The following is a 14,486-nucleotide window of genomic DNA, read 5'->3' as shown; positions in this document are numbered from 1 at the left end:
AAGAGGAATAGCAAGGAAATTAAAGAATTGCAGGTGCCTGGTTATGTGTGGTATTTGACCGACTGTAAATTTCCCTATCTTGCATCCCTCAACCTCAAACACACACATGAAACGCTTCATTATTTTACTGCTAATTGCTTTCACCGGTAATGTTTACGGGCAACCGTTGATCATATCCCCCGAAATAAACCTGCCGAAAGACACGGCAACCAAAAATCAATTAATAAGCGCGCTGAATGGTTTTCTCGGCCAAAAAGAAAAACCGCATGCAGAGAATAAATTTATTTTAAAAGAAGAGTTCCTGGCAACCTCGATGCTGTTGGACGAGCTAAAAGGCCTGGAGAAAAATGCCAAACTTAAGGACGATAATTATTATAAACCGTACTTAGCCAATATTAGTGCCCTGGGTGATGATGTTTTTTCAACCCGGATAAATTATATGGCGGATGTAAATGGCACACCTGTACTGCGGTCGTCATTTAGGTTAATGGCAAAAAAAGCTGAAGGTACATTTTATGTTTACTCGCCGTTAAAGCAAAGTACGCAAGGCTGGAAAACAAAAAAGCTCGGCAATATCACCTTTCATTATCAAGACACGCTGAACCTGACCGGGGCAAAATACTATTATAATACGGTAAGCCTTTATGATAAAAAGCTGCATGCGCCCACCCGGCCTATTGCTTTGTATTTGTGCGATGACGTTGCTGCAGCGCTGCAAATTTTAGGGGTCGATTATAACTTGCAGTATAACGGGCTGGCGTGGGGCACCCTGTCGGTACATGAAAAGGACTCATTATTACTGGTGAACGGATGGAATGCCTACAAAAGCCGCTTCGACCCGCACGACCTTTTTCACGAGCGGTTACGGCAGGTAGTTAACCCCGATATAATCAACCGCCCGGTCGACGAGGGCTGCGCCTATTTATACGGCGGCAGCTGGGGCATTAGCTGGACCGAAATTATTGCGATGTTTAAAAAGTACGCCGAAGAGAACCCCAATGCCGACTGGCTGACCCTGTACATCAACGAAAAGAATAAGAATTTTTCGGAGGGTTCAAAACCCTTAAAAATATCGTACGCCATAAATGCCTTAGTTGCCCAAAAGTTCGATAAGGAAAAAGGCGGCGCCCCGATGGAACTGCTTACCTGTGGCAAAGTTGAAAAAGGTGATGAAAATTATTTTACAGCGCTGGAAAAGGTGAGCGGAATTACAAAGGCAAATTTTAACAGCGAGGTTTGGAAACTGGTTAGGAACGCGCAATAATTGACCAGCGGACGATTTTAGAAAAATTAAACATTTGATAATCAGAATGTTTCACAGCGTTCCAGGTGTTCCACGTAGAAAAATGGAACGCTTTTGATTCGGGAGGCTCTTCGCTGTCTTGCGCATAAGTGTTAAAACTCAGCGTGCTTCGTGTCGCCCTCCGTGCCGCTACGGTTAAAATATCCGATATAAACCGTAAAAAATCTTATTTTTGCATCCTCAAAATCAGCATAACTAATGTTTGAAAATCTTTCGGATAAACTCGACAGGGCCTTTAAGGTACTAAAAGGCCAGGGAACTATTACTGAAATAAACGTGGCCGAAACCATGAAGGAAATCCGCAAGGCCCTTCTTGACGCCGACGTTAACTATAAAACTGCCAAAGCCTTTACCGACGAAGTAAGGCAAAAAGCAATCGGTCAGAATGTATTGACTTCTATCTCTCCCGGCCAACTCCTCACTAAAATAATGAATGATGAGCTGACCGAGCTGATGGGCGGCAGCACAGCCGATTTAAATTTAACTACCAACCCAACCATTATATTAATTGCTGGCTTAAACGGTGCGGGTAAAACAACCTTTACCGGCAAGCTGGCCCATTACCTGAAAACCAGCAAAAACAAAAAAGTGCTGCTGGTGGCCGACGACGTTTATCGCCCGGCTGCTATTGAGCAACTGCAGGTTTTGGGTAAGCAGATAGATGTGCCGGTTTATGCTAACCTGGAATCGACCGACCCGGTAGCTATTGCCCGTGAAGGCATCGCGTTAGCCAAACAAAACGGCAATAACGTGGTGATCATTGATACCGCCGGCCGTTTGTCTATCGACGAGGCCATGATGGTGGAAATCGAGAACGTAAAAGCCGCCACTAAACCGCACGAGATTTTATTCGTGGTGGATTCAATGACCGGCCAGGATGCCGTGAACACCGCCAAGGTGTTTAACGACCGCCTCGACTTTACCGGTGTTGTATTAACCAAGCTTGACGGCGATACCCGCGGTGGTGCGGCCTTATCGATTAAATCGGTGGTAAACAAGCCGATAAAATTCATCGGTACCGGCGAAAAGATGGAAGCGCTCGACGTTTTCCACCCCGACCGTATGGCCTCGCGTATTTTGGGAATGGGCGACGTTATCTCGCTGGTTGAACGTGCACAACAACAGTTTGACGAAAAGGAAGCTGCCGAACTGCAAAAGAAGATCCGCAAAAATAAGTTCGACTTTAACGACTTTTACAGCCAGATACAGCAAATCAAAAAAATGGGTAACATGAAAGATTTGATGGGCATGATACCCGGCGTTGGCAAAATGATGAAGGACGTGGAAGTTGATGACAACGCGTTTAAAGCTATCGAAGCAATCATCCAATCGATGACGCCATACGAGAAAAGCAATCCTGATACCATTAACCAAAGCCGCCGCAACCGTATAGCAAATGGCTCGGGCACCAACCTTACCGAGGTTAACCGCCTGATAAAGCAGTTTGAAGACATGCGCAAGGTGATGAAGCAAATGAGCAACCCGGCAGCCATGGCAAACATGATGCGGAGAATGCCGAAGTAATTTCGGAATTCGGAAGTTCGATTTCGGATTTATTTTTAAAATGTAGAGACGCAATACTTTGCGTCTTTTTTACTTTAGACGCATGAAAAACTGGTTGATTTTTATTTTGGCGGGCGTTTTTTTACATTCGCATATTGATTCATTTGCGCAACCCAGGAACGGACAGGAAACTCTTCATTCCAATGTGAACTTTATAAATATTCACAATAAAAGTTTTTCGCTTTGGTATGGGCCAGACCCGGTTTCGACAAAACACCAGTTTCTTCAATTTGAATATGAAAATCATCAACACGGGTGGGCAAGGATAAAGTTTTATGCGAAAGATGTCAAAACCATGGCAACACTTGACTCCATCTATAAAACAAAAAAACAGGACACAGATGTCGAATTGTTTGCAATGAACAATCTTAACAAATTTGAGATTTGGATGACTTTTGTGGATAAACGTTACGACAAGGACGAACCTGATGCGGGAGATACAACTACCTACGTTCCCCATTGTCCGTGTAAACTTGAGCTTTATAAATTGGTTAACAACGGTTGGCTCTTCGTCAAATCAGCGCAAATACCGAAAGATGGTAATGAATTAGGATTGTTTCCTTAAAATTAGTGCGGGCACTGCCTCTAAGGGATTGGAGATCTCCGCCTAAATAAACTCCAACCCTTTAAACCCCTTACCCAATACCTGCCCGTTGCTCACATCCAGCCATTTATCGAGCAGGGTGGCGTAAACATCCCTGAAATCGACTTTGTATTTTAAGTCGCCGTTGTCTAGCTGTGCCAAATCGGGGGCATCGTTGAAAATGCCGGCCTTTTTTAGTTTACCGCCGAACAACAGGATATTGTTAGCTGTGCCGTGGTCGGTGCCGTTGCTGGCGTTTTGTTCAACGCGGCGGCCGAACTCGCTGAAGGTCATCACCAGGGTATCATCCAGCTTGCCGGTTTGTTTAAGATCTTTTATAAACGCCGCGACGGCATCGGCATAAATTTGCAACTGCCTGCCTTGTTGCCCCTGCTGGGCCACATGCGTGTCGAAGCCGCTGAGTGAGACATAATAAACCCGCGTTTGCAAGCCTGAATTAATGAATTTGGATACCGTTTTTAACTGGTTGCCTAATGGCGTTGCAGGGTATTCGCCTTTTACGGCATAGGTTTTCGAAGTTTGCTGAATATACCCCGCCGAAGAGTACGTTTCTGCCATGGTTTTATATAGGTAGCCGAGGTTATCTTCACTTAAGTTGGCGTTTTCATGGTCGTGTACCAATTCCTTAAAAAAAGGCTCGCGGGTGGTTTGGAAAAGCTTGCTGGGGTCTTCAACGGCAATGCCTTTCATTTTTGCTCCTTTCATGGCCAGCGAGAGTGTATCGTCTACCTCGATAGCCGTATATGGGTTTTTACAGGTAGCGCAATTTGAATCCAAATAGCGGCCAATCCAGCCGGTGGTTAAAAACTGGTTAGCCTCGCTGCCGGTTTGCCATATATCCATAGAGCGGAAGTGCGAGCGATCGGGGTTAGGGTAGCCAACGGAGTTGATGATGCTCATCCAGCCCTGGTCGTACAATTCCTTTAATGCAGAGAGGTTGGGGTTAAGTCCCTGCACATCGTTGAGTGCGATCACATCGGATTTATTTATGGCGATAGTGCTACGCTTTTGGTAGTAGATATCGTTGCCATAGGGGATAATGGTGTTCAAACCATCGTTGCCGCCGGAAAGTTGAATAATCACCAGGTTTTTATAGCCCGATAGCTCATTTATCGCCAAAGCCTCAAATGGCTTCAAAAAAGCGGGAACCATTAATGCCCCCGAAGCGAGCGCAGTGTTGCGCAAAAAATTTCTTCTGTTCATCTTAATTAGCGATTTAGTGAATTGGCGAATTAGTGATTGAGAAAACTGTCTTAAAAATCACTAACTCACTAATTAAAAAATTAACATAGTTGATATTCAGGCGTTGATACTGTTTGAATTATTGCTGTTTTAATATCCGGTGCATTGCCAAGCTCGGCGGCCAGCGTTTTACTTACCGGTGGCTGCAGCAAAAATGCTGCTATTTGCTGGTTGTTTATGCCGGCGGGAATAGTTTTCATCAACTTATCCCAATCAACCTGGGCTTGCACGCGTGCGTTTACCTGCTGCTGCTGGTTACGGGTGGCGGCTATGTAAGCTTCCTCTTCAGGGTCGGCTTTGCCGGTAAAGTCAATCAGCCCACCATTTAATATGGTCGACGGTATTTTTAGGCGGTACATTAGCGATGAACTGTCAATCCAGTTACGGCCGCCGGGCCAGCCGGCTACGTTAGGCGGGTAAAAGAGCACCTGTCCCAATACTTTCTGAAATTGCAGCAGTACTTCGGGCCGCTGGTAACTGATGTAAAACTGGCGGTTAAGCCCTACCAAAAACTCAACCGGCGACTTTACCAGGTTGCCCGTATTTTGCGGATCATAGAACCAGGGCGCGGTAAACACAAACTCGAGCAGTGGCTTTATTTCATAATTTCCGCGGTAAAAAACGTCGGCCATAGCCGTGATGTGTGCCGGGTTGGGCACCTCGTTAACCAAATATTTGTAAAGCTTAGTGCTGATAAATATGGCAGTTTGTTTTTGCTCCAGCAGGCGGTTGATGATATCCTCGCCTGTTAGATTACCGGTTTTGCCCAGGAAGGTTTTTTCGCCATTATCGTGCTGAAAGGGGCGTGTAATAAATTTACCGTCCTTATCAAAACCCCAGCCGGTAAAGGCCCGGGCCGATTCCTTAACATCCTGCTCGGTATAATTTCCGCGACCGATTGTAAAAAGTTCCATTAGTTCGCGGGCGAAGTTTTCGTTAGGGTGGCCTTTGCGGTTTTGCTGGTTATTTAAAAACTGGAGCATGGCCGGCGATTTGGAGACTTCCAGCACCAGCTCGCGAAAATTACCTAAAGCATGCTGTCGTTGTATATTATTGAGTTGTTGTGCAAATTCCGATTGCCGGCTCCGGCACGCAAAGTGATTATGCCAAAACAAGGTCATCTTCTCGCGCAGCACGGCGTCGGTAGTGCTCATGAAGTTAAGCCAGGCCATGTTGAGGTCTTTTTCCTGCTGGCGCTGCAGTTGCATAAACTGCTTTTTCTGCTCCTTGTCGCCTTTTACTAACATACTGTAATCGGCGTTGTCTTTAACGATGGTTATCGGCTGCGGATTTTCAGATGTTTTAAACAACCCGGCAATTGCATGTTTTACGCTAAGGTTGCCTGCAGTACTTTTTTCATCAAACCTCAGCCCGAAGCCGGCCCGCGCATATAAATGTTTTACCTGCAGTAAATTATCCATAATAAGGGTATTTGATGGTATGACTTTGGTTTGACAAAATAGTTTAACGGCTTTGTGGATTTTTGGCAGTAATTGCATCTTTCCTTTAGTATTTATCTAATAAAATATTTTAATCAGAAATTAAATTAATAATTATATTTATCTGTTCAATCCCTGTTAATTGAAAAGACTATTTACGCTCTTGTTGCTGCTTTGCGCAGTAATGGTATCAAAAGGGCAAACCCAACCTTATGGACAGATCGACATTGCCGACCTGAAACTTACCGCCTGCGATTTTGAAAAAGATGCGAACGCACTTGTTTTGTTCGATAAAACCGAAGTGTATACACAAGACGAGCAAACAATTATACTAAAACACAGGCGGGTTAAAATTTTAAACGAAAAAGGCCTCGGCAATGCCAACGTTACCATAGCCTGGTACAGCAAAAGCAACTTTGAAAAAATTAGCGACCTTGATGCCCAAACCATTAACCTGGAGAATGGCCAGCTTATATTTACGCCGGTTGATAAGGCGTTGATTTATAAACAAGCAGCTAGTAAGCTTGTAAAAACATTAACCATAAACTTTCCGAACGTTAAAACGGGCTCGGTGATTGAATATTCGTTTCGTACCAAGGTTGACTACAATGGTGCTTTACCCACCTGGGATTTCCAGGAAACACTGCCCGTTCGCTACAGCGAATTTAACACGTACATACAAAGGGGCTTTAGCTTCCGTATTTTCCCCAATGTAAATAGTCCTTTCGAAAAAAAGATAAAAGAGGCGATCCGCAATAAATCGAATGATTCGGTTGGCGTTCATTTTGCGTGGGCGGTAAAAAACACACCGTCGTATAAAGATGAGCCTTACGCTACCTGCCGCGAAGATAATATTCAGTGTGTCCGTTTTTACAAAACTAAATCGCCTTACAACTTCTCGTCCTTCAAGCCTACCTGGGGCATCCTGGCCGGCGCACAGATGAGTAACGAAAAGATTAAAGAGCAACTTGAGGTTGATTTAAAAGACGACCTGGGCATATTGCCCGGAACCGCCAGTCTGGTTACCGACGATGAAAAAATTGCCTATGTGTTCAATAAGATAAAAACAGGTGTGCGGTGGAATAACGTATACGATTGGGGCACGGCCGATGGCGTGGAAAAAGCCTGGGGAAAAAAGCAGGGCAGCAGCGGCGAAATAAGCTATATGCTTTACAATTTTTTGAGGCTGGCCGGCATAAAAAGCTGCATAACCTACGCTGCCACCCGAAGCCATGGAAGGTTGTACCCAGACCTGCCCGGCATGTATGGCTTTAACACCATGGTAGTAACTGTTAATTTAACGCCAAAGCTTAGCTATTTGCTTGATGCCAGCAATAGGTTTAATAGTTATACTACCATCCCGTTTTACCTGTTAAACGGATACTCACTTGTACTTGACCCTGACAGTAAAGTAACTACGCTGAAGACTTTAACTGATAGCTTACCCATTAGGAAATCAATTTCTGTTATGGCACAGGTGAACGCAGACGGCAAATTGGTAGGTTCGGCACACATTCTTACCACAGGCAATGCAAGAATCAACAAGCTACAACAATACTACGAGCTTGGCGATGAAAAGTATAAAACCGAACTACGGAACAATGATAACAATTTGCAAATACTTTCCCTTAAACGGGAAAATGCAGATGTGGATTCACTGCCTCTTTTAGAGAATATCGATTTTAAGCTAGATTTGACGAGTTCGGACGAAAAATACTTATATATTAATCCAACGTTGTTTACTTCGTTAAACAACAATCCATTTTTAAGCGAAACGCGGCAGGCCGCGATTGATTATGGGAATTTAAGTAATCTTTCTGCAAGGGCTGTTTACACCGCGCCTGCCGGCTATAAAGTAGAATCATTACCGCAGAACGTATCAATGATAACCCCCGACAAAGGCATCAGTTTTAAGCGGATTGTATCAAACGAAGACGGTAAAATAGCTACATATTATAATATCAGTTTAAAACGCACACAGTTTTCGGCCGATGAGTACCCCGGCATTCGCGATTTTTATAAAAAGATGTTCGAGATGCTGAATGAGCAAATTGTATTAAAGAAAAACTAAAACCTAATACCATAACCATTGCATAAACTTACACTCTTCTTATTGTTTTGCCTGTTGGGGCTTGCTGTAAAAGCGCAAAAGCCCGACACGGCTGCAGTTTTTTCATCGCAGCCTTACGGTAAGGTTGATATTGCCGACCTGAAACTTACCACGTGCGATTTTGAAAAAGATGCAAATGCTATGGTTTTGTTTGATAAAACCAATGTCAACACCGGTTTATCGTCCACGGCTGTGTTAAGGCACGTAAGGATAAAGATATTAACTACCAAAGGCACCGACCAGGCAAATGTTACCATCAGCTACGTAAGCAGGCATGGCGTTGAAAGCGTAGGCGACGTTGAAGCCGAAACCGTTAATCTTGACGATGGCAAAATAACCTACCTTAAAGTTGACAAATCGCAGTTTTTTAAACAGGTCGCCGACAAAAATATTAAGAAAATAACTTTTACTTTTCCCCAGGTTAAGGTCGGTTCTGTTATCGAATATACTTATACTCTTACACTTGACAACGAGGGTATATTCCCCGCCTGGGATATTCAGCAGGATATACCGGTAAAATATTGCGAACTCAATGCCGCCGTCAGGAATGAATACTCGTATAAAATTATCCCCCATGTATTAGGTGTGTATGAAAAAAAGACCCACGAGCCATGGATTAAAGGAAAGAGAGATACAATAGGGATCAAATATGCATGGGCCCTAAAAAACATCCCATCGTTTACAGACGAACCATACGCCACCTCGCGCCAGGATAACCTGCAACGTATTCGCTTTATATTATCATCCGGAAGGTTTTCGCCTAACAGTAACCATCCCCGGCTCTGGATGAACTGGGATTATTTAAGATACACTATTATGAACGACCGTGATTTTGCCATGGAATTAACCCAAAAGCTCCACGATGCCGACAACATAATTGCCGGGGCAAAAGCATTTACTACTGATGAGGAAAAAACAAGTTATATTTTTAATAAAATAAAAAGTGACATTAAATGGAACGGCGAAAATGTATGGTTTACACGCGAGGGCATAAAAAAGGCATGGGACAAAAAACAAGGGAATAGCGCCGAAGTAAATTTGATCTTATACCGGTTTCTGAAACAGGCGGGGATAAAATGCTCCCCGTTGTTTGTAAGCACGCGCGATAACGGGAAAATAAACACCAGCTACCCGGATATTAATGCATTTAACAAAATTGTGGTTAGCGTAACACTATCCCGGAAAAACTACGTGCTTGACGCCTGCAGTAAATTTAATACCTGGACAGACGCCCCGTTTGAAATTTTAAATACAACAGGCTTTTTTATCGACCCGGATAACACCGGCGTAAACTTGTTGGTGCCCCTTAAAAATGATAACCCATCGCGAAAGGTTGTTTTTGTGGAGGCAACCATTAAACCAAATGGAAAACTGGAGGGCAATACCCAGGTTAACCGGTTTAGTTATGCCCGTAAAAACAGCCTGGAGAAATATGAAAAGCTTGGTGAAAAAAAGTATGTTGATGCGTTAAGAGATGATGACAATAACCTTAAAATAACATCATACAAGCGCGAAAACGTTGAAAAAGATTCGCTCCCATTAATTGAACGTTTTGATTTTCAGCTCGACCTTACCAGTTCGGACGATAATTACATTTTTATCAACCCCAATTTATTTACCTCGTTTCGTACCAACCCGTTTTTAAGTGAAGGGCGCAATTCGGCTATTGATTTTGGCAGCTTAAATTACTATGCCATTAATGGTGTATACAAAATTCCGGCAGGATATATAACAGAATCTCTGCCTAAAGCAACATCGCTGATGATGCCCGATACCAGCATAACATTTAAACGCATTGTGGCCGAGCAGGAGGGCTTAATAACAGTGCGATATACCATTAATTATAGAAGAGCCGTTTTCCCCGCCGATGAATACCCCGGCATCCGCGATTTCTATAAAAAGATGTTCGATTTGCTGAATGAACAAATTGTGTTAAAGAAGGAATAGTCCTAAACCGAAGAAAATGAAGGAAGCTTTACTTATGTTATTTTTTGTGCTGATAAGCGTTTGCGTAAAGGCACAAACACCCGATAGTTCGATATCGAGAACCCAGCCGTACGGAAAAGTTGATATTGCCGACCTGAAACTTACCGCCTGCGATTTTGAAAAAGGCGCTAATGCTATGGTGCTGTTTGATAAAACCGATGTTAACACCGGTTTTGGGTCTACCGCAGTAGTAAGGCACGTAAGGATAAAGATTCTGACAACGAAAGGCACGGACGAGGCAAACGTTACCATTGGCTACGTAAGTCGGCATGGCCTTGAAAGTGTAGGCGATATTGAAGCCGAAACCGCTAATCTTGAAAATGGCAAAGTATCATATGTAAAAGTCGACAAGGCACAGTTTTTTAAACAGGCTGCCGACAAAAACACAAAGAAAATAACTTTTACTTTTCCCCAGGTAAAGGTTGGTTCGGTAATTGAATATGCGTATAAACTTACGTTTGATTTCGCCGGGGCGTTTCCGGATTGGGAGATTCAGCAGGATATACCCGTTAAATACTGCGAACTTAATGCTTCTATCCGAACTGATTATTCTTACAAAATTATTCCCAAAATATCAGGTGACTATGTAAAAAACACGCAGGAACGCTGGATTAATAGCAGCGGCGATACCATTGGGGCCAAATTTACCTGGGCGCTAAAAAATATAAACTCATTCAGAGATGAGCCTTATTCAACATCGCGCAAAGATAACCTGCAACGCATGCGGTTTATATTATCGGCAATAAAATACTCGCTTAAAAGCAACATGCGAACATTAGACATGAATTGGTGGCAGTTGCGGCATGCTATTGTAACCGACGATGACTTTGGCCCTCAATTGAGGCAAACTTTGGTTGACCCGGATAAAATGCTTACTACTGTAAAGGCATTTGGCACCGATGAGGAAAAAGTAAGCTACATTTTTAATAAAATAAAGAATGATGTAAAATGGAATGGCGAGAACGAATGGTTTACGCGCGACGGTGTAAAAAAAGCATGGGATAAAAAAACAAGGCAACAGTACCGAAATTAATTTAATACTATACAGTTTTCTTAAACAGGCAGGCATAAATTGTTTCCCTCTTTTTGTAAGCACGCGCGATAATGGAAAAATTAATCCCGGATATCCGGATATGAATGCATTTAATAAAACAGTTGTTAGTGTAAATGCTGGCAGCAAGAGAGCCTATACCCTTGACGCCAGTAACAAATTTAACACATGGAGAGACGTTCCATTTGAGTTGCTGAACTCTAACGGTTTTTTTGTCGACCCAAATAATTGGGGTATTCACATGCTGGTGCCGCTAAAAAATGATAACCCATCGCGGAAAATTGTTTTTGTTACTGCCGAAATTAAACAAGGCGGAAAGCTGGATGGCAATGCACAAATAAACGACTTTAGCTATCACAGGGCCAATTGTTTGCAGGTGTATGATGAACTTGGCGAGAAAAAGTATATCGATAAGTTAAAAGACAATGATAATAGCCTGACAATTACCGGGTATAAACGGGATAATGTTGGCAAAGACACGCTGCCGTTAACAGAAAGCTTCAGTTTTCAACAGGAACTTACAGGCTCAGACGAGAACTACATTTTCATTAATCCAAATTTATTTTCATCGTTTCATACCAACCCGTTTTTAAGCGAAACCCGCCATTCCGAAATTGATTTTGGGAGCTTAAATTATTATGCAATCAACGGCATTTATAAAATTCCGGCAGGGTACAAAATTGAATCGATACCAAAGCCTACATCTTTAATGATGCCGGATACCAGCATAACTTTTAAACGTGTGGTTGCCGACCAGGAAGGCTCAATAATGGTACACTACACCGTCAATTACAAACACGCCGTTTTCCCCGCCGATGAATACCCCAGCATCCGGGATTTCTATAAAAAGATGTTCGATTTGCTTAACGAGCAAATTGTATTGAAGAAAAATTAAATATCGCTATTAAATAATATCATACCCATAATAATAAAACCTATTAACTATATTTAAATACCAAATTGTATCACAATGAATAAACTTTTACCCGCCTTTTTACTGGCCTTTGTTTGTTTTACCGTAAAGGCGCAAACGCCGGCCGCGGCAATGCCAACCACACAACCTTTCGGAAAAATTGATATTGCCGACCTTGAAATGAAGGCCTGCGATTTTGAAAAAGATGCCAACGCCGAGGTGCTCTTTGATAAAGGAAACGTTTATTTTGGCGCCGATTTAATGTCGATAACCAACGAAATACATCGCCGGATAAAAGTATTTAACGACAATGGCAAAAAAGAGGCCGACATACACATTAAATTTTACAGCGGCAACCGCCTGGAGTACATCACCGGGCTGCAGGCGCAAACAATAAACCTTGTTAATGGCAAACCTGAGATTATCAAGCTGGATAAAAAACTGATCTACACCAAAGTCATCGACAAAAATAACAGCGAAATAACCTTTACGTTCCCCGATGTAAAACCGGGAAGTATACTTGAATATAAGTACAACCTTAACACAAATTCGTTCGTAAATTTTCCCGACTGGGAATTCCAGGACCATATACCGGTACGTTACAGCGAGTTATACACTGCAATACCCGATATTTTTTATTTCAGGGCAAACACAAACCTGGCAATGGCATTTGCAAAGTATAAAACCACATCCGATGGACGAAGCTTGTTAGAGGGTAGCCAATCCTACCAATACACCCTGGAAAATACGCTGCGTGCATTGGTAAATGTGCCGTCGTTGCCCGATGAGCCTTATATGTCGTCGTACCGGGATAACGTGCAGGCTATCCGTTTCCAATTGGTTACCATCAAGCCGATCGGTGGCTTTGTGGTTAACCATTCGGATACCTGGGAAAAAGTAGGTGGGATATTGGCCGATGATGACGACTTTGGCGGGCAGTTGAAAAGGAAAGTAACCGGCGAGGAAGCCATAATAGCAAAAGCAAAGGCCATAAAATCGACCGACGAGCGTATAGCCTATCTTTTTAACGAGGTAAAAAACACCATGAAGTGGAACGGCAGCGACCGCTGGTATACGATAGACGGAACCTATCGTGCATGGGAAAATAAAACAGGCAACGCAACCGAAATAAACCTGATATTGTATCATTTACTTAAGCAATCAGGCATAGGGGCATACCCCATGGTGGTAAGCACACGCGAACATGGCAGGGTAAGGCCGTTTTACACATCATTGGCGCAGTTTAACCGTGGCGTGGTGTATGTGCCGGTTGATTCTTCAAAAAAATATGTGCTCGATGCCAGTGGTAAGTACAATATGTATAACGAAACTCCATCAGAACTGCTAAACTCATCAGGCCTTTATATTGATAAATCGAAAGATTTGTATAACATCATTACCCTGAAAAAAAATGAGCCAGTGCGCGAGTCGGTTTTTGTAAATGCAGAAATAAAGGCCGGTGGCAAAATTGAGGGCACCGCGCAGATAAGCAGCAACAGCTACAACAAAATAAATGTGGTGGACCGTTACAAAACTGATGGCGAAAAAAAATACATCGACTTTTTGCGCCACGACGACAATAACATAAAGGTAACCGGCCTGAAGCTGGAAAACATGGAAGTGGACTCGCTGCCGCTGATGCAAAACTTTAATTTTAACCTGGATTTGGCCGGCTCGGACGAAAGCTATATCTACTTAAACCCTAACCTGTTTTCGGCACTTAAAAGCAACCCTTTTTTAAGTGAAAACCGGCAAACGGACGTTGAGTTTGGCTATAATCGCAGCTACTCGATAAACGGCATTTACAAAATACCGGCAGGCTACAAAGCTGATGCGCTGCCAAAGAACGCCAGCATGACTATGCCTGATAAAAGTTTCACGTTTAAGCGCGTGGTGGCCGAACAGGATGGTTCAATAGTAATACGCTACAACGTGTACTATAATGTGCCCGAATATTCCAAAGATAAATACCCCGATTTTTATGCCTTTTTTAAGAAAATGCATGAAATGCTGAACGAAGTAATTGTGTTGAAAAAAGGATAGGGGAACAGAGTCAAGAAATTGAGAGTCAAGAACTAAGAGTTAAAAGACAAGGATCAAGAGAAAAGAGTTAGGAATTGAACGAAAAGAACAAGTGTTTAATAATGAAAAAGATTTTTTTAGGTAACTATATATCAGTTGGGACGCCGGTAATTTTATAATTTAGTTTTTATTGGTTAGGTTTATCAAAGCCTTACCCAATATGAAAAGATTAGCCTTACTACTTTATTTATTG

General features: G+C 42.8%; 10 protein-coding genes. 8 read left to right on the top strand and 2 right to left on the bottom strand.

Annotated features, from left to right (window positions below):
• The first annotated feature begins 106 nt into the window (after positions 1-106).
• The 3 genes from NAF19_RS27340 (at position 107) to NAF19_RS27330 (ending at position 3,431) form a co-directional block, all read left to right on the top strand.
• Entirely contained in the window at positions 107-1,264 is a 1,158-nt protein-coding gene (locus NAF19_RS27340; RefSeq protein WP_252793554.1) for a hypothetical protein, read from the top strand.
• Between the two features lie 237 nt (positions 1,265-1,501).
• Complete coding sequence (ffh, locus tag NAF19_RS27335; RefSeq protein ID WP_252793553.1) at positions 1,502-2,827, top strand: signal recognition particle protein; 1,326 nt, start codon at positions 1,502-1,504, stop codon at positions 2,825-2,827.
• An 82-nt stretch (positions 2,828-2,909) separates the two neighbouring features.
• Positions 2,910-3,431 (top strand): hypothetical protein, encoded by a 522-nt coding sequence (locus NAF19_RS27330; RefSeq protein ID WP_252793552.1) that lies wholly within the window; start codon positions 2,910-2,912, stop codon positions 3,429-3,431.
• A 42-nt stretch (positions 3,432-3,473) separates the two neighbouring features.
• Here NAF19_RS27330 and NAF19_RS27325 read toward each other — a convergent pair whose 3' ends face one another.
• The gene (locus NAF19_RS27325; protein ID WP_252793551.1) at positions 3,474-4,673 is read right to left on the bottom strand and encodes a DUF1501 domain-containing protein; all 1,200 of its coding nucleotides are present in this window, start codon (positions 4,671-4,673) and stop codon (positions 3,474-3,476) included.
• An 80-nt stretch (positions 4,674-4,753) separates the two neighbouring features.
• Complete coding sequence (locus tag NAF19_RS27320; protein WP_252793550.1) at positions 4,754-6,133, bottom strand: DUF1800 domain-containing protein; 1,380 nt, start codon at positions 6,131-6,133, stop codon at positions 4,754-4,756.
• Positions 6,134-6,293: 160 nt separating this feature from the next.
• Between NAF19_RS27320 and NAF19_RS27315 the strand changes: the two genes are divergently transcribed.
• From NAF19_RS27315 to NAF19_RS27295, 5 genes are all read left to right on the top strand, one after another.
• Positions 6,294-8,222, top strand: a complete 1,929-nt coding sequence (locus NAF19_RS27315; protein ID WP_252793549.1) for a DUF3857 domain-containing protein — start codon at positions 6,294-6,296, stop codon at positions 8,220-8,222.
• 18 nt (positions 8,223-8,240) lie between these two features.
• On the top strand, positions 8,241-10,208 hold the full coding sequence (locus tag NAF19_RS27310) for a DUF3857 domain-containing protein (protein WP_252793548.1): 1,968 nt from the start codon (positions 8,241-8,243) through the stop codon (positions 10,206-10,208).
• 16 nt (positions 10,209-10,224) lie between these two features.
• The gene (locus tag NAF19_RS27305) at positions 10,225-11,280 is read left to right on the top strand and encodes a DUF3857 domain-containing protein (RefSeq protein ID WP_252793547.1); all 1,056 of its coding nucleotides are present in this window, start codon (positions 10,225-10,227) and stop codon (positions 11,278-11,280) included.
• Positions 11,281-11,380: 100 nt separating this feature from the next.
• Positions 11,381-12,193, top strand: coding sequence for a DUF3858 domain-containing protein (locus NAF19_RS27300; protein ID WP_252793546.1), 813 nt, complete (start codon positions 11,381-11,383; stop codon positions 12,191-12,193).
• A 75-nt stretch (positions 12,194-12,268) separates the two neighbouring features.
• Positions 12,269-14,254: a DUF3858 domain-containing protein gene (locus NAF19_RS27295; RefSeq protein ID WP_252793545.1), complete on the top strand. Its 1,986-nt coding sequence runs from the start codon at positions 12,269-12,271 to the stop codon at positions 14,252-14,254.
• The last annotated feature ends 232 nt before the right edge of the window (positions 14,255-14,486 follow it).

This window comes from Mucilaginibacter flavidus (assembly GCF_024055575.1).
Classification (GTDB): Bacteria; Bacteroidota; Bacteroidia; order Sphingobacteriales; family Sphingobacteriaceae; genus Mucilaginibacter; species Mucilaginibacter flavidus.
The sequence above is the reverse complement of the archived record's forward strand: the minus strand, read 5'-3'. Positions and strand labels throughout refer to the sequence as shown.